Below are 17,025 nucleotides of genomic sequence, written 5' to 3' on the forward strand. Positions count from 1 at the left end.
GGAGTCGAATGGTGTTATTCCGACCTGCGGCATTGCTGCCGAACGGTAGCGGGAAGCGCGCGCCGGCAACGGCACTGGTACGTCCGCGCACGATCCGCGCCCGGCTGCGGCGCATCCTGCTGGTATCGGTGGCGATGGTGCTCGGACTGCTCGCGATCATCATCTCCCGGGAGGTCGCGGCCTACCGCGACACCGGGTCGACCGTACGGGCGGTCACCCTCGCCCTGGCGGTCCAGGATCTGGTCCACGAGGCGCAGCGCGAGCGCGGCCTCACCAATGGGCTTCAGGGCGGCGACGATTCGCTGCGGCCGGTAGTGGAGCAGCAGCGCGCCGCCACCGACAACGCCCTGCTGGCGCTCGAACGCGCGGTGGCCGCGCGGCCCGCCGGTGCCGATCAGGTGCGTTCGGCACTCACGCACGTGGCCGGATTGAGCGCCAACCGTGCCGATGTCGACGCCCGCCGCATCGACCGCTCGGCTTCCTTCCAGTTCTATACCGGCGCCATCACCGCACTGAACCAGGCCCGGCCCGGACTCGACAAGGCCCGGGACACCGAACTGTGGCACGGACTCCAGGCGCTGTACGCACTCGGCGACGCCAAGGAATACACCGGACAGGAGCGCGGGTTCCTGCACGGCGTCTTCGCCGCGGGCGGCTTCGAACCGGGCGAATACGTGCGGTTCCTCGATATCCGGGCCGCCAAACAGGCCGCGATCACCGCCTTCGACCGCGACGCCACTCCCGAGCAGCGCGCCCTGCTCATCGCCGCCATGCGTTCCGAGGACGCGGTCGGTGCCGGCGCTGCCGAGGCCGTCGCCATCGCGTCCACCGCGGGACCGCTGCTGGAACCGGTGAGCACCGCCGACTGGTGGCGACAGATGACGGCCGTCGTCGACCTCGAACACGAGGTGCAGCAGTCGGTCGCAGCCGATATCCGCGCTCGCGCCGACACCCTGCGGGACCGGGCCGCGCTGCTGCTCGGCGGGTACGTGCTCGCGGCGCTGCTGGCCGTGCTGGCACTGGTAGCGCTGGTGGTGGCCACTGTGCGCTCCATCGTGCGGCCGCTGGCGCGACTGGCGTCGGAAGCCGACGATGTGGCGGGTCACCGGCTGCCGGAACTCATCGCGGCCTGGCACCGGGATGCGGACGCGGACCCCGCGCCGCCGCCACCGGTACGGGTCAGTGCCGGGGCGGGCGAGGAAATCGTCTCGGTGGCACAGGCTCTCGACCGCGTCCAGACCACCGCCTTCGACCTGGCCTCGGAACAGGCGCTGCTGCGGCGCAATACCACCGAATCCCTGGCGAATCTGGGCCGGCGCAATCAGAATCTGGTGCGTCGCCAGCTCGGGCTGATCAGTGAATTCGAGCGGGCGGAACTGGATCCCACCGCACTGTCCAACCTGTTCGAACTCGACCATCTGGCCACGCGCATGCGCCGCAATGCCGAAAGCCTGCTCGTACTGGTCGGGGAGGCCAGCCCGCGGCGCTGGTCGGAGCCCATTCCGCTCAGCGATGTGATCCGGGCCGGGCTGTCCGAGGTGGACGACTACCGCCGGGTGGTGCTGCGGCGGGTGGACGAGATCGCCGTCGTCGGCTCGGCGGTCAGCGAGGTGGCGCATATGCTCGCCGAACTCATCGAGAACGGATTGTCCTTCTCCCCACCGGATCTGGAGGTGGAGATCTACGGGCGGCGGACCGGCCAGCGCTACCTGATCGCCATCGTCGACCACGGCGTCGGCATGCCGCCGGACCAGCTCGCCATCGCCAATGCCCGCCTGCGCGGCGAGGCCGACTTCCTGGTCGCCCCCACCCGCTTCCTCGGCCACTACGTGGTCGGCCGCCTCGCCCGCCGCCTCGGCGTGCAGGTGGAGCTCACCATCTCGCCGGTCAGCGGCGTGGTGGCACGACTGCTGCTGCCGCCGGATCTGGTGGTGGACCAGCGCGCGGAGCAACCCGCCCTGACGGCGAAAGACACTGCGCCCCAGAAGATCAGCGCACCGTTGACACGGGAATCGGACGGCGCGGCCATCCTGCCGCACGTGTCCGAGGACTCGCCCGCGCCGGTGCGGCAGTCGGGGGACGCTCCGGGGTCGGCGAACCCGGCGTGGCCGACCCCTGGCCGCCACCACCGGCCCGGACCTGTCGCCTCGACGACCGGGCACCGGTCCGCCCCCGCGACCAACGGCGCGGCCACCTGCGAGCGACAGTCGTTCCCACTCGACCAAGCACCGACCGATCGGACAGCGGACCCGTCCCCGGTAGTGGAGGCGACGAACCCGCTGCCGGGCAACGCTTCTCGGATTGCGGACGAGGCGAACGGCACGGAGGTGCAACGCACTCGAAACGGGCTCGTCAAGCGGAACCGGAAGGCTCGGGGGCACACCGGTGCGGCGGAGAGCGTGCACCCCGCGCCGACCCGGCAGCCCAGCGCCGCGCTCGCACAACGCTCCCCCGACGAGGTGCGCGGCATCCTCGCCGGATTTCGTGCCGGGCATCAGCGCGGCGCGTCGAACACCCAGGAGGACCGCAGGTGACCACCCACTACACCGAGACCGATCCGCACACCTTCAACTGGCTGCTCGCCGACTTCGTCCGCACCACCGACGGGGTGCGCGACGCCGTCGCGGTGTCCTCGGACGGACTGCTCATGGCCATGTCGGCCGGACTGGACCGCACCGGCGCCGACCGACTCGCCGCCATCGTCTCCGGACTCACCAGTCTGAGCCGAAGCGCCTCCCGCAGTTATGATTTCGACGGCCTCCGGCTCATCATGATCGAGATGGGCCGGGGCTTCCTGCTCGTCTCCGCCATGGCCGACGGCAGCAGCGTCGGCGTCATCGCCGACAGCACCTGCGATGTCGGACTGGTCGGCTATCAGATGGCGGTGCTGGCCGACCGCGCCGGAGCGCTGCTCACCCCGGCGCTCATCAGCGAACTGAGAGAGTCGCTGTCGCGATGAACGATCGGCAACGGCTCCCGGACCCCCGCATGATCGCGCTGAACCAGCCCGCGGGCTGGGCTCGGCCCACCACCGCCCCGCGCGACAGTCAAGTCCGCCCCGACCCCGCCGACGAACTCGTGGTACGCCCGTTCATGGTGACCGCGGGCCGCACCACCCCGCTGGTGGACGGTCTGCGCCTGGAGACCCTGGTTCGCGCCACCCCCGCCGCGCTGTCCGCCCCGCTGCGCTTCGAACTCGAACGCGTGGTGCGGCTGTGTCAGCACACTCACTCCATCGCCGAAATCGGCGCGGCCCTGCGGGTTCCGGTCGGCGTCGCCCGCGTGCTGGTCAGCGATCTGGTGAGCGCGGGCCACGTATCGGTCAGCGGGGCCGATGAACTGTCCACCGCCGCCATCGAAAGGATCCGGGACCTTGTCCGGGCACTCTGAGCACGTCACCGCCGCACCCGCCCTGGCCTCCTCCGTGAAGATCGTCGTGAGCGGCGGTTTCGGGGTCGGCAAGACCACCTTCATCGGGGCCATCTCCGAGATCGAGCCGCTGGCCACCGAGGCCGCCATGACCGAGGTCTCGGTGGGCGTGGACACTCCCGGCCGCGACACCGGCAAGACCACCACCACGGTGGCACTCGACTTCGGCCGCCTCACCCTGGACCGCTCCCTGGTGCTGTACCTGTTCGGCACGCCCGGCCAGGAGCGCTTCGAATTCCTCTGGGACGATCTGCTCGACGGCGCCCTGGGCGGCGTCGTGCTGGTGGACACCGACCGGATCGAGGACTGCTATCCGGTGCTCGACTTCTTCGAACGGCGGGGCACCCCATTCGTGGTGGCGGTCAACCGATTCGACGCCGGGCAGCGGTTCGAACTCGACGAGGTGCGCGAGGCGCTGGAAATCGATCCGGCCATCCATCTCATGGATTGCGATGCGCGCGACCGGAAATCGGTGCAGGCGGTGCTGGTCGCGCTGCTGGAGCAGGTCCTGCTGCGCCGCCGCGCGCCCGCGCTGGCGGGATGAACACCGCCCGCACGAAGACCGCCCCGGATGCGCTCGCATCCGGGGCGGTAGCCCGAAAACCCTTCGCGGGCGGTATCAGCCGCCGAAGGAACCCGTCCAGAGGGTGCTCAGAATGCCGTGCAGCGCGGCCGAACCGGTGCTGAACAGACCGTTCAGGGCGGCGCTACCGGTGTCGATGATAACCGGGATCATGGAATCAACCTCTCTGTCGTATGGCGCCCCCGGCGAGGATTTCCCGCCGTGGACGTGACCACACTGCCGACGCAGACTTACAGCGCACTGGCCGGTAGCTGAGAGATCGCTGAGTCCCGTTGTGGGTAGTGTCACCGTAACGAAAGCCGGTGCGTGCCTATCGCGGAGGCTGCGCCCCGGCCGAATACAGACTCACCTCGCCGTCCTCCCCCAGGAAGGCGTTGACCAGCATCGTCGCCGAGGTACGCAACTCGTCCGGCTCGGGCGCGGCGGTGGTGATGGAGATCTGCGGAATGGCGGCCCAGTTGACGACATAGCGCTCCGGCGGGCCGTTGTCGGTGGACAGGTGCGCGAGCCGGAACACCGACACGGTCCGGCGAACCATGAGCGTGCGCACCACTTCCGCGATTCGCTCCGGGTCTTCCAGAGCGAACATGAAACCGAAGGTCAGCTCCGGTGAGGACACGTATGCTGGCACGAATATCGAGGCTATCCCCGCGGACCCGTCCGGCCCGGTCGCCACGCCCTGCGGATTGCCATCGATGCGCCTGGCGATCACCGGGTCGCATGCGCCGACGGTCCCGGCGCGTGGTGCGCCCGCGCCGGCAAGCCGGGCGCTCAGGTGTCGAATCGCCTCGAACCGCACCCCGTGTGTGACCGTCCTGTAATGGTGTATAACGATTCCCCGGCAGCTTCGGCGAATCGCGCGCCCGCTGGTTGCGCGTCTCCGACAGTCGCGCCAACCTGAATATGTCCCGTATTTCGGACAGTCTTCTCATCGCATCGTCGCGGATTTCCCGGTTTCTTCACCGTGTCGTTTGAGTGGTGGGCTGTGCGTTCCGGCATACGGGGCTGCGCCGGAGCCGAGGGGAGCCCCTCCCCGAAACCCCCTCGGCCCTGGCGCATCCAACACCACAGACAGTCGAGGGTGGAAGTATGACAACCGACTACGGCGCAGCGGTTTTCGGGGACGAGCTACCGGTCTCCGGGACGCGGCTACCCGCGCCCGCCACCCTGTTACGCGCCTTCCGCGAACCCGTCACCACCGAGCGCCCGGACCGGGAGGTCCTGGATGCCGCCCACGAGCTGGTGCGATGCCACGAATGCCGCCGCCACGCGCAGCAGGCCGCGCACGCCACCGGCGCGACTCCCCGCCGGGTCGCCGAGTGCAGCCAGCTCGTGGAGAACATCGACGCCCGCCGCGCGGAACTCGTCGAACGCATCGACACCTGGGTGGCCGCCAATATCGCGCATCGCAGCGGAGCCTCGCTGCACACCGAGACCCTGGGCGCGGTCATCGATCGGATGGCGGCGAAATGGGTTGCGGCACAACAGGCTTTGGGCATGCCCAGCAGTTCCGCCCGGCCCCCCACGGCCGACGGCCGCCCCCGCCCACGCACCGGACCCCATCGAGGTGACGGACCACCGGTCCACACCGGCGACGGCGCACGCGGCGGTGCCGACGATTCCGCACGAGGCAATGGCACCGGCCGGGAACACACCGCCAAGAACGGCGACGACGCCGCGCGGCGCAATGGCCGGCGCGGCGTCGACCGGGAAACTCATCTGCTCTGGTACCGCCTGGCCGAGCTGGCCGACGGCTACCGGGATCTGATCACCGACGTGGCCGAGCACCGGCGTCGGCTACCGGTGTGGTGACCTGCGCGGATAATCGGTCGCAGGACCCGGCGACATGGGGCGTCGCCGGGTGGCGCGCCGTTATGACGGGTCAGTAGTGGCGAGGTTCGACGACGACCTCGGCGTCGATGACGTCGCCGGACGGCGAACGCTTGGGCGAGACATCTTGCGGCGCAGCACTATCCGCGTCACCCTCGAGACCATCGGCACTGCCCGCCGCATCACCCTCCGCGGCACGCTGCGCCTCGGCGTCCCGGGCGGCGGCCGCGGCGGCCTCACGCATCTCGATGGCGTCGGTGATCCAGTCGCCGATCTCGCGGGTCACCTCGGCCACGGTGCCGGTGATGATGTTCGCGATATTGCCGACGTGCTTCGCGCCCGACGACGTCAATTCCTGGATCAGATCCTTGTTGCTCTCGAATTTTCCGATCATCTAAACGCCCACTTCGCTCGGCTTCCCCCGCCGCATGACGATAACACCCGGCTGCGGCGACTTCTTGACGAGGAAGTCCGGCAGTGCCAGCTTGAACAGCTTCGCCCACACCGAGCCGATCTGCTTGCTGAGCCGACCGGTGTTGTACGGCAGGCCGTACTTCTCGCACAGCGCGCGGACCTGGGGCGCGATCTCCGGGTAACGGTTGGCGGGCAGATCCGGGAACAGGTGGTGCTCGATCTGGTGCGACAGGTTGCCCGACATGATGTGGAACAGCTTGCCGCCGGTGATATTGGCCGAACCCAGCATCTGCCGGACGTACCACTCACCGCGGGTCTCCTCGGCGGTCTCCTCCTTGGTGAACGTCTGTACGCCGGAGGGGAAGTGCCCGCAGAAGATGATGGAGAAGGCCCATACGTTGCGGATCAGGTTGGCGGCCGCGTTGCCCGCCAGTGTGGACAGGAACAGCGGCCCGGTGAGCGCCGGGAACACGATGTAGTCCTTGAGCACCTGCCGCCCGGACTTGCGCCACTGTCCGATCAGCAGCGGCTTGATGTCCGCCCACTTGCGCTTGCCCTGCACGATGTTCTCGGCCTCGAGGTCGTGCAGCATGACGCCCCACTCGAACAGCACCATCAGCCAGAACGCGTAGATGGGGTTGCCGAGGTAGTAGGGGTTCCACTTCTGGCCCTCGTCGATACGCAGGATGCCGTAGCCGATATCCCGGTCCATGTCGTGGATGTTGGTGAAGGTGTGGTGCATGTAGTTGTGCGAGTGCTTCCACTGGTCGGCGGGGCACACCGTATCCCACTCGAACACCCGCGAGTTCAGACCGGGTTCACGCATCCAGTCGTACTGGCCGTGCATGACGTTGTGGCCGATCTCCATATTGTCGAGGATCTTGGACACGCCCAGGGCGGCCACGCCCGCCAGCCAGAACGGCGGCAGGAAGCCCAGGTACATCAGGCCGCGCCCGGCGATTTCGAAGCCGCGCTGCGCCTTGATGATCTTGTAGATGTATTCGCGGTCGCGCTCGCCCAGGTCGGCGACGACCCGGGCGCGCAGCTCGTCGAGTTCGTGGCCGATCTCCTCGACCTGCTCGGCGGACAGGACCAGGGGTCCCGCGGTGGTTTCGGTCAGAATCGCCATGATGAACCCTCCTTTTCAGATGGCGATGTCAACGTCCCCGACCGGGGCGTTGATGCAGAGCTGGATGGGCTGATCCGGGTCGCTGTCGAGCTCCCCGGTGCGCAGGTTGCGGGTGCACCCGCTGGTCTTGACCGCCGTGCAGGAGAAGCAGATCCCCATGCGGCAGCCGTATTCGGGCGTGAGTCCGGCGGCCTCGGCCTGCTCGAGCAGGGTCGCGCCGGAATTGGCGGCGGTGACGCCGCTGCCGGAGAAGGTGACCTCACCCTCGGCGGTCTCCGGATCGGCCGGTGCCACCGAGAGCGTGAACTCCTCGCTGTGCAGGTGGTCGGCCAGTTGCTCGGCCTCGTAGACGGTGCGCACCGCGTTCATGAGCGCGGGCGGGCCGCACAGGTAGGTCTCGGCGTCGGCGAACCAGGGGGCGAACTCCTCCAGCTGGTCGTAGGAGAAGCGGTGCCCCGGATCGCGTTCCGGATACAGCAGCTCGACGCGCACATTGCCGTGCTGCATGGCGATGGCGTCGAGTTCGGCGCGGTGCGGCACCATTTCCGGAGAACGGTTGTAATGCAGGAAGACGACCTGGCCGGCATAGCTCTCGGCCGCCAGGGTGCGCAGCATGGACAGCACCGGGGTGATGCCGCTGCCACCGCTGATGAGCACGATGCGGTCCGGGCGCGGGTCGGGCAGATGGAAGACTCCCGCCGCCGGGGACAGGTCCACCACCATGCCGGGGATGGCGTGCGCGTTGAGGTACTGGGAGACGAGGCCGTTCGGGTGGGCCTTGACGGTGAGTTCGATATGCCGGTCGCGGCGGCTCTGCGTATTCACCGGTGAATAGCAGCGAGTGTGGCGCACCCCGTCGATGACCACGCCGATCTGCACGTACTGCCCCGCCAGGTGTCCGGCCCACTGCCGGGTGGGACGCAGGGTCAGCGTGACCGAGCCCTCCGCGCTGCCCGGCCCCGGATGACGGCGCACGTGGGTGATCTCGGCGCGCATATCGCGCACGGTCAAGGTCGGGCGCACCAGCTCGAGGTAGCGGTCCAGCGGGTGCGGGCTGGTGAGCGTCTGCACCAGTTCGAGCAGTCCAACCATGCGGGCCTCCTGTCGCGTCGCCGAGTTCGCCTCGGCGCGCCCCGTCGATCTTGCGGTGCACCGGGAGCACTAGCTCGCCAACTTTTCGGTGCACATCTGTACACTGAACTAGTCTGCCGAGTACCCAGCCTCGAGTGCAACCAGCAGTTCGTGTGACCCACGCGACATCTCGTGAAGGAACTGAATGTGAACGCATGTATGCTCATCGACGTGAGCGAGCAGGCAGCTACCCGAGTCGAACGCAAGGAACGCACCCGCGCCGCGCTCCTCGAAGGCACCCTCGCTCTCGCCGCCGACCGCGGTTTCGCCGCCCTGAGTCTGCGCGAGATCGCCCGCTCCGCGGGCATCGTGCCGACCGCCTTCTACCGGCACTTCACCTCCCTCGACGAACTCGGCGCCACCCTGGTCGATCAGGGCGTGCGCGAACTCCGCCTGGCCCTGCGGGAACTGCGCCGCACCCCCGACGCCCGCCTGGCCGAGACCGTCCGCTTCGTCTTCGAGCAAGTCGACGGCAAGGAAGATCTCTACGGATTCCTGCTCCGCGAACGCCACGGCGGTTCCGCCGCCCTGCGCGGCGCCATCTCCGTCGAACTACAGCTCATCGTCCGGGAACTGGTGGTCGACCTCTCCCGCATCCGCGCCCTCGACACCTGGTCCCACGACGACCTCGAACTGGCCGCCGACCTCATCGTCTCCACCGTCGCCGCCCGCATAGCCGACTACATCACCGCCGCCCCCCGCGACCGCGCCCACCTGATCGACACCGCCGTCCGCCAGGTCCGACTGATCTCCCTCGGCATGAGCGCCTGGCGCCCGTGAGCCCGCCGCTGGTGTGGCAGGCGGCACTGTACTCACGAGCTCACACACGAAACCCTCCGGCAATCGACAGATTGCCGATACAGTGACCTGAAATCCTTTGCCCACCAAGATTTATCGAGGCGAACGGATGGCTGTCGTGGAGGGGAAATGTCAAGTCTCGACGAGCGGATCAGGGCTGCGACCGAGTGGCTGAACAACAATCAGATGCCCGACGGTCAAGGCGGAGCGGGCTGGGGGTGGGTACCGGACGTACCGCCGAATCCGCAGAACACCGCCGAGGTCGTCTGTGCGCTCACCACAGCATGCCGTCGGATACCACGCGTCGATGAGGTTTCCCGTTTGGTTCGTCGAGCAGTTGTACATCGTGATGAAGGCGGTGACTGGGCCTTCCAGGCGCCCATAGATCTGGCCTGGAAGATCCGTGGACTGCGCTGTCTCGGAGTCGACGCGGCAGATATCGATATCACCGCATGCCGTGACGCACTCATCGCCGAACAGGATACGGACAGCGGTGGGTGGCGGATGTCCAGTCGAGTCGGGCCGATATCGATCACCGCGACCGCGACGGCGGTGCGGGCACTGACCGGGATTGCTCAGCCGGACGAGGTAGCCATGGGCTCGGCGGAACGCGGCATCAAGTTCCTGGTCTCGGCAACGCTAGCCCGCGACCCCCGCGTCGAACCGCTGTACGCATGCGCGCATATCGCGTCCACGCTGGCTCGGCCCGAAATATCGGCGCTGGGCGGCAAACGATTCGAGCGGGCGCGTGACCTCTCCGTGGAACGCATCCTCGCCGGACTGCGCCGCCAGGAAACACATATCGGCGAGGAGGCATTCCAGCGCGACAACCAGTCCGAGACTTGGCGTCATCTGACGCTGCACCTCTCGGTCGGTGCGGTAGTGGCCGCCGATCCGCGAACCATTTTCGACCCGGCCGTCCGGCAGGCCCTCTCCGAACTCCTGGATCTACAGGAAACGACACGCCAACACGCACAGCATGGCGGCTTCCGCACGTCCATGTCCGGGTTCGTCACCTCCTACGCGACAACGCAGGCGATGGAGGCCATGACGAATGTCCGAACCTCACTGAACGAGAGCGTCAACCCCGCAAAGGTATTCGACCTGGTGTGCCGTGCAGATGGGGTACACCACGCGGATGCGCAACGGTTGATATCCACCCGCGGCCGAGCCCTCGTGATGAACAGTCACGCCGGGGCGGCGTTACTCGCGGTCGGCGGAGCTTCCGGTTTGACCATCGCGCTACTCGCTGTCGCCTTCGCCGACGACCTGGGCGAGGCCGGAAGCCGGGCGCTCGTCGTCTGGGGCGTGCTTTTCGTGGCATTGGGAACATTAGCCGGCATCTCGACACGGCTCCCGAGCGTGCCCAATGGACGCATCGCAGCAGCCGTTTTCGCCGCCTATACGGCTGTCGTACTGCCGGTCGTCACCTTTCTGCTCTCGTGATCGGCCGTGGACGAGCGATCGTCCTGATGGTCGTCGCGACGACGCTGTGGGGAGCATCCAGCGCCTTCCTGGCGGAAGTCTCCGTGCCCGGCATCGGTGCAGCGGGTCCGGTGGCCTTCGGTGGCGCACTTCTACTACTGGGCGTTGCCATGATCCGTGGGGAGAGGCCGTGGCGGGTATTCCGCGCGGACCGACGGCTGTTCCTCTGTCTGAGTGGACTGGAGACCGCGAACCTCGTCTTCTATGTGGCGGCGCTACGTCTCGGGCCGCTCCCGGTCGTCGTCGCACTACATCTGACCGCACCGATGATTCTCATCGTGTCGCAGGTTGTCCGGGGAAGACGAGCGCTCGGGTTGGCGGTGGTGACGGAGTTGACGCTGGTGGGCGTGGCGATCGGCCTGGTCGCCATAGGACGAACGGACTCCAAGGACACCATCGCCATCGTCGTCGGGTGCGTCCTCGCGTTGGCCAGCGCGGCCTGTGTGGCTGGTCTCGTGACACTCGTCGCCGAGCATTCGGCACAGCGCGCGACGCTGGCTTCCGCTGGACTCCAGCTTTTGCTGGCGACGCTTCTGGCCCTACCTCTCACCATCGCCGCGGCACCGCCCACCGGGTGGGCGGTCATACAACTGGTCGCGGTGGGAGCACTGCTGCTCGGCCCAGGGTTCGCCTGTTACTGGTGGGCGCTTCGAACGCTGGATGCCACGACAGCCGGGATCGTGGGGCTCAACGAAGCCGTCGCGGCCGCGATCATCGGCGCCGTCCTGACCGATACCCGTCTCACTGTGGCAACCGTGGCGGCCGGGGGCATGGTGCTCACGGCCGTGGCTGTGCAGGTGCGAACCGATACGGCATTCGATGAGCGGCGGCGACGAAGGCCGCGCACGCCGTCTCGTCCTTATCTCCGGTCTCGGTCTCGACCCCGCTGTTGACGTCGATACCGAACGGGCGAACGGCCGCGATCGCGTCGCCCACGTTGTCGGGCCTCAGCCCACCCGCGAGAATCACCGCGCAGTGCGAACCGTCGAGAGCGCGCACGATATCGGCGCTGATCGACCAGTCGTGCGTACGCCCTGTTCCACCGAGGCGCTCTGCCGTCCGCGAATCCAGCAGAATCGCGTCACAGTCAGCCGCGACCCGCCGCGCCACATCGACAGCTTCGGGACCGGTTACATGGACAGCTCGTAGGATCTTCTGCCCGCTCGCGAGCTCCCTGACACGGCGCACGGTCTCGTCGGTGACAAGTCCGTGCACCTGGATCGCGTCCACTCCGATGCGACAGGCCAGGTCGACGATGTCGGCCGCATCCTCCAAATGTGTTACCAGCACTCGGGTGACGAAGGGCGGGGTCATTCCCGACAACCGAGCCGCTTCGTCGGCATCGAGGGCATCCTCGCTGTAGTGGGTTACGCCGCTGATGAATCCGATGGCATCCGCACCGGCGGCCATCGCGATTCGCAGATCGTTCTCGGAGCGAATTCCGCAGATCTTCGCACGCATCGTCACCTGGCCCACTCTACCCACCCAGTTTGGCGATCAGCGCTGCTCCGCACGCTGCGGCGGCCGCACCGGCAGAAGGGCCAGTAGGCCCGCTACCAGCACCAGCAGCAGGCCGACTATGCCCGCGCGGTCGGCGTCGAAGGCGTAGGCGAAGAGGCCGAACAGGGTGGGGGCCAGGAAGGATACGGCTCGGCCGGTGGTGGTGTAGAGGCCGAACATCTGGCCTTCGCGGCCGGGTGGGGCGAGGCGGGCCAGGAAGGAGCGGGCGGAGGCTTGGGCGGGGCCGACGAAGACGGTGAGCAGGAGGCCGAAGATCCAGAACATGAGGGGGCCGGAGACGGCGAGTAGCGCGGTGCCGCAGATGATCATGGACACCAGTGACACCACGATGACGGATTTGGGGCCGACGCGGTCGTCGAAACGGCCCGCGACGACGGCGCCGAGGGCGGCGACCACGTTCGCGGCGATACCGAACAGCAGCACATCGGCGTCGGCGATGCCGTAGACGTTCACGGCCAGGACCGCGCCGAAGGTGAAGACGCCGGCCAGGCCGTCGCGGAAGACCGCGCTGGCCAGCAGGAAACCGACCGTGCGGCGGTCGACGCGCCAGAGTTCACGCAGGTCTCGCCACAGCACCCGGTACGAGGTGAGCAGGGCGCGCCACCAGCCGGTCAGCCTGCTGCCGGTCCGAACCCGCACGGCCGCACCGGGATCGGCGTCGGTGCGCGGCAGCTCCGGAACCAGGAACAGCACCGGCAGGGCGAAGGCGGCGAACCAGACGGCCGCCAGCACCGCCACCAGCCGGATGTTCAGGCCGGTATCGGTGGGGACGCCGAACAGACCGCGGAAATCGCCGTCACCGCTGATGAAACCGAAATAGCAGATGAGCAGCAGCAGGATGCCGCCGAAATAGCCCATGGCCCAGCCGAATCCGGAGACTCGGCCCACCGTGGCAGGCGTGGAGACCTGGCGCAGCATGGCGTTGTAGGGAACGTTCGCGAGTTCGAAGAAGGCCGAGCCGAAGGCCAGCAGCACCAGACCCAGCCACAGGTAGTGGTAGTCGTCGCGCACGAAGAACATGAGCGACATGCTCAGCACGGTCAGCCCGGTCAGAATCGCCAGCGAGAGTTTGCGTTTGGCGGTGGCGTCGAACCACTGGCCGCTCACCGGCGCGGTGAGGGCCACCACCAGACCCGCCGCCCCCAGCGCCCACCCCAGCCAGGCGCTCGCCGAGATGTCACCGGGCAGATTCTCGCCCACCTTGTCGGTGAGGTACACCGAGAATACGAAGGTGAGGATCACGGCATTGAACGCCGCCGAACCCCAGTCCCACAGCCCCCACGCGACCACCTGCCCGCGGCCACTGGCCTGCCCGACCGTCGCCTGACCCGAAACCTCCGCCATCAGCGCAGGGTATGCGACGAATCGGAAACGGCGGCGGGAAACACGCCACCGTGCACGCGGCGGCCCTGCGGCCGTGCCCAGGCTCACTATGCACCGAGTTGCATAGTACAAGTCGTCGCAGTTATCCTCGGCGCATGGCCCTCGAACACGCGTTGCTGGTATCGCTGACCGAGCGCGCCAGTTCGGGCTACGAACTGGCGCGTCGCTTCGACAAATCCATCGGTTTCTTCTGGAACGCCACCCACCAGCAGATCTACCGCGTTCTCAAGCGTATGGAAGAGCATGGCTGGGTGAGCGCCGAGGCCGTGGCACAGGACGGGCGACCGGACAAGAAGGTGTACACGGTCAGCGACGCCGGGCGAGCCGAACTCACCCGCTGGATCGCCGAACCGCTGGATATCGGCCCCATGCGCAACGAGTTGGGCGTGAAGCTGCGCGCCGCCTCACACGGCGACATCCCCGCGCTCTGCACCGAGGTGGCCCGCCTGCGCGATCAGCACGCCCAACGGCTGGAGCTGTATCGCGCCTTCGAGAAGAAGGACTTCTCCGCACCGGATCGACTCTCCGGAACGGCCCTGCACCAGTACCTCGTCCTGCGCGGCGGCATCCGCGTCGAGGAGGGGTTCGTCGACTGGTGCGATGAAATCCTCGCCGCCCTGCGGCGGGACACGGACCCGCGAGGCGACACAGCCCCGTCGCCCGCGCCTTGAGAAAGGCAGTGCTCAGCGATGAGTAGTTATCCGCACCTCGTCGAACCACTCGACCTCGGATTCACCAGCCTGCGCAACCGGGTGGTGATGGGTTCCATGCACACCGGCCTGGAGGATCGCGCGTGGAACACCAACAAGCTCGCCGCCTACTTCGCCGAACGTGCCAAAGGCGGTGTGGGACTCATCATCACCGGCGGCTACGCCCCCAACCGCACCGGCTGGCTGCTGCCCTTCGGCGCGAAACTGACCAATAAGACCGAGGCGTACCGGCATCGCGCCATCACCAAGGCGGTACACGCCGAGGGCGGCAAGATCGCCCTGCAGATCCTGCACGCGGGCCGCTACTCGTACATGCCCGGCAGTGTGTCGGCCTCCTCGATCAAGGCCCCGATCAACCCCTTCCGCCCGCGCGCCCTGTCGTCCAAGGGCGTCGAGCAGACCATCGACGATTACGCGCGCTGCGCCCGGCTGGCCAAGTTCGCGGGCTACGACGGCGTCGAGATCATGGGCGGCGAGGGCTATTTCATCAACCAGTTCCTGGTGCCGCGCACCAACAAGCGCAAGGACAAGTGGGGCGGCAGCTCCGAGAACCGCCGCCGCATCGCCGCCGAGATCGTCGAGCGGGTGCGCGCGGCCACCGGACCGGATTTCATCATCGTATTCCGGCTCTCCATGGCCGATTTCGTGGAGAACGGCCAGACCTGGGACGAGATCGCCGCTGTCGCAAGGGATGTGGAGGCCGCCGGGGCCACCATCATCAATACCGACATCGGCTGGCACGAGGCGCGCGTGCCCACCATCGTCACCTCGGTGCCGCGCGCGGCGTTCGTGGAATGGACCGCGAAAGTCAAAGGCATCGTGAGTATTCCGGTGTGCGCGTCGAACCGCATCAATATGCCCGAGACCGCCGAGGAGATCCTCACCCGCGGCGACGCCGACCTCATCTCGCTGGCCCGTCCGCTGCTGGCCGACCCGGACTGGGTGGTCAAGGCGCAGGAGGCGCGCACCGACGAGATCAACACCTGCATCGCCTGCAACCAGGCCTGCCTCGATCACGCCTTTCAGGCCAAACACGTGTCCTGCCTGCTGAACCCGCGCGCGGGCCGCGAGACCGAACTGAAGCTGCTGCCCACCCGGCGCACCCGGCGCTTCGCCGTGGTCGGGGCGGGCCCGGCCGGACTCTCCGCGGCGGTCAGCCTGGCCCAACGCGGTCACCACGTGGACCTGTACGAATCCGATGACAAGATCGGCGGCCAGTTCGACATCGCCCGGCGCATTCCGGGCAAGGAGGAGTTCAACGAGACCATCCGCTACTACACGCGGATGATCGAGGTCGCGGGCGTGCGCCTGCATCTGGAGACCCGCGCCACCGCCGAGCAGCTCATCGACGGGAACTACGACGAGGTCATTCTGGCCACCGGCGTGCGGCCCCGCATTCCGAAGATTCCGGGCATCGACCACCCGAAGGTGCTCACCTACGCCGAGCTGGTGCGCGACGGCAAACCGGTCGGCAAGAAGGTGGCCGTGATCGGCGCGGGCGGCATCGGCTTCGACGTGAGCGAATTCCTCACCGTGGAAGGGCATCCCAGCCTCAAGCTCGACGAGTGGAAGGAGGAGTGGGGCGTCACCGACGACGAGAACGTGCGCGGATTCGTCACCACCCCCAAGCCCTCCCCCGCCGCCCGGGACGTCGTGCTGCTGCAACGCAAGACCTCGTCCTTCGGCAAGGGGCTCGGCAAGACCAGCGGCTGGGTGCACCGGGCGGCGGTGAAGGCCAAGGGCGTCGAGCAGATCGGCGGCGTGAACTACGAGCGCATCGACGACCGCGGCCTGCACATCAGCTTCGGCGAGAAGCGGGAGCGGCCGCGCGTCATCGAATGCGACAACGTGATCCTCTGCGCCGGACAGGAATCCGTGCGGGAACTGGAGGAGCCGCTGCGGACGGCGGGCGTGCGGGTGCATCTCATCGGCGGTGCGGACCTGGCCGCCGAACTCGACGCCAAACGCGCCATCGAGCAGGGCACCCGTCTGGCGGCGGCGCTGTAATGCCGCTGCTGTCCCGCCTCGGCCTGCCCGGAGACGAGCGGGCCTGGGCGGCACTGGGGTTCACCGTCACCGACGGCACCGTGCGCATCGGCCAGGTGACGTGCACCTTCGGCGAACCCGCGTGGGGTTTCGACGAGGTGCACGCCGACCCGGCGCTGTTGGACGTCCCGGCCCTGCTGGATACGACGGACGCACCGCCCGCGGCACCGCATCCGAACGGCGTGACCCGCGTGGACCACATCGTCTACTGGGTCCCCGACCTGGACACGGCGGTCGAGGACCTGAACGCGGTCCTCGGCGTGCCCCCGCGCCGCCGCTTCCACCCGCGCGGCCCCGACGGCCCGGAAATGGCCTTCTATCGCGTCGGCGAAGCCTTCATCGAGGTCGTCACCTCCGGCCTGCCCCGAGCCCTGGTCGGCGTCGCCTTCATGGCCGACGACCTGGATGCCACGGTCGCTGCCGTGCGCACCACCGGCGGCCCCATCGGCGACCCCAAGCCGGCGGTCCAGGGCGGCCGCATCGCCAGCGTCTGGCGGGGACATGTCAACTGGGGCATTGCTTTCATGGAGAAGTAGACCGCAGACGCGACAACTGATCTCGTGAGG

The 17,025-nt window shown here is 68.0% G+C and carries 17 protein-coding genes; 11 read left to right on the forward strand and 6 right to left on the reverse strand.

Annotated features, from left to right (window positions below; translation table 11 throughout):
* Window positions 1-8: 8 nt before the first annotated feature.
* Genes FOH10_RS23665 through FOH10_RS23680 form a run of 4 tightly spaced genes read left to right on the forward strand, consistent with a single transcriptional unit; the run spans window position 9 to window position 3,973 of the window.
* Window positions 9-2,534, forward strand: a complete 2,526-nt coding sequence (locus FOH10_RS23665) for a sensor histidine kinase (protein WP_143982379.1) — start codon at window positions 9-11, stop codon at window positions 2,532-2,534.
* Entirely contained in the window at window positions 2,531-2,959 is a 429-nt protein-coding gene (locus FOH10_RS23670; protein WP_143982380.1) for a roadblock/LC7 domain-containing protein, read from the forward strand. Before FOH10_RS23665 ends, FOH10_RS23670 begins: the two co-directional genes overlap by 4 nt.
* Window positions 2,956-3,390, forward strand: a complete 435-nt coding sequence (locus tag FOH10_RS23675; protein ID WP_143982381.1) for a DUF742 domain-containing protein — start codon at window positions 2,956-2,958, stop codon at window positions 3,388-3,390. Before FOH10_RS23670 ends, FOH10_RS23675 begins: the two co-directional genes overlap by 4 nt.
* 22 nt (window positions 3,391-3,412) lie before the next feature.
* Window positions 3,413-3,973, forward strand: a complete 561-nt coding sequence (locus FOH10_RS23680) for a GTP-binding protein (RefSeq protein ID WP_244962115.1) — start codon at window positions 3,413-3,415, stop codon at window positions 3,971-3,973.
* Window positions 3,974-4,322: 349 nt separating this feature from the next.
* Here FOH10_RS23680 and FOH10_RS23685 read toward each other — a convergent pair whose 3' ends face one another.
* Window positions 4,323-4,811 (reverse strand): hypothetical protein, encoded by a 489-nt coding sequence (locus FOH10_RS23685; protein ID WP_244961348.1) that lies wholly within the window; start codon window positions 4,809-4,811, stop codon window positions 4,323-4,325.
* A 290-nt stretch (window positions 4,812-5,101) separates the two neighbouring features.
* On the opposite strand from FOH10_RS23685, the gene FOH10_RS23690 reads away from it, so the two are divergent.
* Entirely contained in the window at window positions 5,102-5,824 is a 723-nt protein-coding gene (locus FOH10_RS23690; protein WP_143982383.1) for a DUF4254 domain-containing protein, read from the forward strand.
* 70 nt (window positions 5,825-5,894) lie between these two features.
* Here the strand turns inward: FOH10_RS23690 and FOH10_RS35835 are convergent, their stop codons facing one another.
* From FOH10_RS35835 to FOH10_RS23705, 3 genes are read right to left on the reverse strand one after another with little or no spacing between them, the layout of a single operon-like run.
* Window positions 5,895-6,236 (reverse strand): hypothetical protein, encoded by a 342-nt coding sequence (locus FOH10_RS35835; RefSeq protein ID WP_244961349.1) that lies wholly within the window; start codon window positions 6,234-6,236, stop codon window positions 5,895-5,897.
* Complete coding sequence (locus tag FOH10_RS23700; RefSeq protein WP_143982384.1) at window positions 6,237-7,385, reverse strand: fatty acid desaturase family protein; 1,149 nt, start codon at window positions 7,383-7,385, stop codon at window positions 6,237-6,239.
* 15 nt (window positions 7,386-7,400) lie between these two features.
* Window positions 7,401-8,477: a ferredoxin reductase gene (locus FOH10_RS23705; RefSeq protein ID WP_143982385.1), complete on the reverse strand. Its 1,077-nt coding sequence runs from the start codon at window positions 8,475-8,477 to the stop codon at window positions 7,401-7,403.
* Between the two features lie 198 nt (window positions 8,478-8,675).
* Between FOH10_RS23705 and FOH10_RS23710 the strand changes: the two genes are divergently transcribed.
* From FOH10_RS23710 to FOH10_RS23720, 3 genes are all read left to right on the forward strand, one after another.
* Window positions 8,676-9,296 carry a TetR family transcriptional regulator gene (locus tag FOH10_RS23710; protein ID WP_029926853.1) on the forward strand — a complete coding sequence of 207 codons (621 nt, stop codon included), beginning with the start codon at window positions 8,676-8,678 and terminating at the stop codon, window positions 9,294-9,296.
* A gap of 147 nt (window positions 9,297-9,443) precedes the next feature.
* The gene (locus FOH10_RS23715) at window positions 9,444-10,760 is read left to right on the forward strand and encodes a prenyltransferase/squalene oxidase repeat-containing protein (protein ID WP_143982386.1); all 1,317 of its coding nucleotides are present in this window, start codon (window positions 9,444-9,446) and stop codon (window positions 10,758-10,760) included.
* Between the two features lie 26 nt (window positions 10,761-10,786).
* Window positions 10,787-11,692: a DMT family transporter gene (locus FOH10_RS23720; RefSeq protein WP_143982387.1), complete on the forward strand. Its 906-nt coding sequence runs from the start codon at window positions 10,787-10,789 to the stop codon at window positions 11,690-11,692.
* On the opposite strand, the gene FOH10_RS23725 is transcribed toward FOH10_RS23720, so the two are convergent.
* Together FOH10_RS23725 and FOH10_RS23730 are read right to left on the reverse strand one after the other, a co-directional pair.
* The gene (locus FOH10_RS23725) at window positions 11,577-12,275 is read right to left on the reverse strand and encodes a phosphoribosylanthranilate isomerase (RefSeq protein WP_244961350.1); all 699 of its coding nucleotides are present in this window, start codon (window positions 12,273-12,275) and stop codon (window positions 11,577-11,579) included. The genes FOH10_RS23720 and FOH10_RS23725 overlap by 116 nt on opposite strands.
* A 21-nt stretch (window positions 12,276-12,296) precedes the next feature.
* The gene (locus tag FOH10_RS23730) at window positions 12,297-13,664 is read right to left on the reverse strand and encodes an MFS transporter (protein WP_143982388.1); all 1,368 of its coding nucleotides are present in this window, start codon (window positions 13,662-13,664) and stop codon (window positions 12,297-12,299) included.
* Window positions 13,665-13,798: 134 nt separating this feature from the next.
* Here FOH10_RS23730 and FOH10_RS23735 point away from each other — a divergent pair, with 134 nt between their 5' ends.
* The 3 genes from FOH10_RS23735 to FOH10_RS23745 are packed head-to-tail and all read left to right on the forward strand — an operon-like array spanning window position 13,799 to window position 16,995.
* Window positions 13,799-14,374 carry a PadR family transcriptional regulator gene (locus FOH10_RS23735; protein WP_143982389.1) on the forward strand — a complete coding sequence of 192 codons (576 nt, stop codon included), beginning with the start codon at window positions 13,799-13,801 and terminating at the stop codon, window positions 14,372-14,374.
* An 18-nt stretch (window positions 14,375-14,392) separates the two neighbouring features.
* Window positions 14,393-16,420 carry an NADPH-dependent 2,4-dienoyl-CoA reductase gene (locus tag FOH10_RS23740; protein WP_143982390.1) on the forward strand — a complete coding sequence of 676 codons (2,028 nt, stop codon included), beginning with the start codon at window positions 14,393-14,395 and terminating at the stop codon, window positions 16,418-16,420.
* Window positions 16,420-16,995 (forward strand): VOC family protein, encoded by a 576-nt coding sequence (locus FOH10_RS23745; protein ID WP_143982391.1) that lies wholly within the window; start codon window positions 16,420-16,422, stop codon window positions 16,993-16,995. Before FOH10_RS23740 ends, FOH10_RS23745 begins: the two co-directional genes overlap by 1 nt.
* Window positions 16,996-17,025 lie beyond the last annotated feature (30 nt).

The organism is Nocardia otitidiscaviarum (assembly GCF_007362295.1).
GTDB classification, from domain to species: Bacteria; Actinomycetota; Actinomycetes; order Mycobacteriales; family Mycobacteriaceae; genus Nocardia; species Nocardia otitidiscaviarum.

What these genes read in the sequence shown, in the direction of transcription:
- FOH10_RS23665 (WP_143982379.1), top strand. Translation starts at nt 9, where the DNA reads ATGGTGTTATTCCGACCTGCGGCATTGCTGCCGAACGGTAGCGGGAAG.
- FOH10_RS23675 (WP_143982381.1), top strand. Translation starts at nt 2,956, where the DNA reads ATGAACGATCGGCAACGGCTCCCGGACCCCCGCATGATCGCGCTGAAC.
- FOH10_RS23690 (WP_143982383.1), top strand. Translation starts at nt 5,102, where the DNA reads ATGACAACCGACTACGGCGCAGCGGTTTTCGGGGACGAGCTACCGGTC.
- FOH10_RS35835 (WP_244961349.1), bottom strand. Translation starts at nt 6,236, where the DNA reads ATGATCGGAAAATTCGAGAGCAACAAGGATCTGATCCAGGAATTGACG.
- FOH10_RS23700 (WP_143982384.1), bottom strand. Translation starts at nt 7,385, where the DNA reads ATGGCGATTCTGACCGAAACCACCGCGGGACCCCTGGTCCTGTCCGCC.
- FOH10_RS23705 (WP_143982385.1), bottom strand. Translation starts at nt 8,477, where the DNA reads ATGGTTGGACTGCTCGAACTGGTGCAGACGCTCACCAGCCCGCACCCG.
- FOH10_RS23710 (WP_029926853.1), top strand. Translation starts at nt 8,676, where the DNA reads ATGCTCATCGACGTGAGCGAGCAGGCAGCTACCCGAGTCGAACGCAAG.
- FOH10_RS23715 (WP_143982386.1), top strand. Translation starts at nt 9,444, where the DNA reads ATGTCAAGTCTCGACGAGCGGATCAGGGCTGCGACCGAGTGGCTGAAC.
- FOH10_RS23720 (WP_143982387.1), top strand. Translation starts at nt 10,787, where the DNA reads ATGGTCGTCGCGACGACGCTGTGGGGAGCATCCAGCGCCTTCCTGGCG.
- FOH10_RS23730 (WP_143982388.1), bottom strand. Translation starts at nt 13,664, where the DNA reads ATGGCGGAGGTTTCGGGTCAGGCGACGGTCGGGCAGGCCAGTGGCCGC.
- FOH10_RS23735 (WP_143982389.1), top strand. Translation starts at nt 13,799, where the DNA reads ATGGCCCTCGAACACGCGTTGCTGGTATCGCTGACCGAGCGCGCCAGT.
- FOH10_RS23740 (WP_143982390.1), top strand. Translation starts at nt 14,393, where the DNA reads ATGAGTAGTTATCCGCACCTCGTCGAACCACTCGACCTCGGATTCACC.
- FOH10_RS23745 (WP_143982391.1), top strand. Translation starts at nt 16,420, where the DNA reads ATGCCGCTGCTGTCCCGCCTCGGCCTGCCCGGAGACGAGCGGGCCTGG.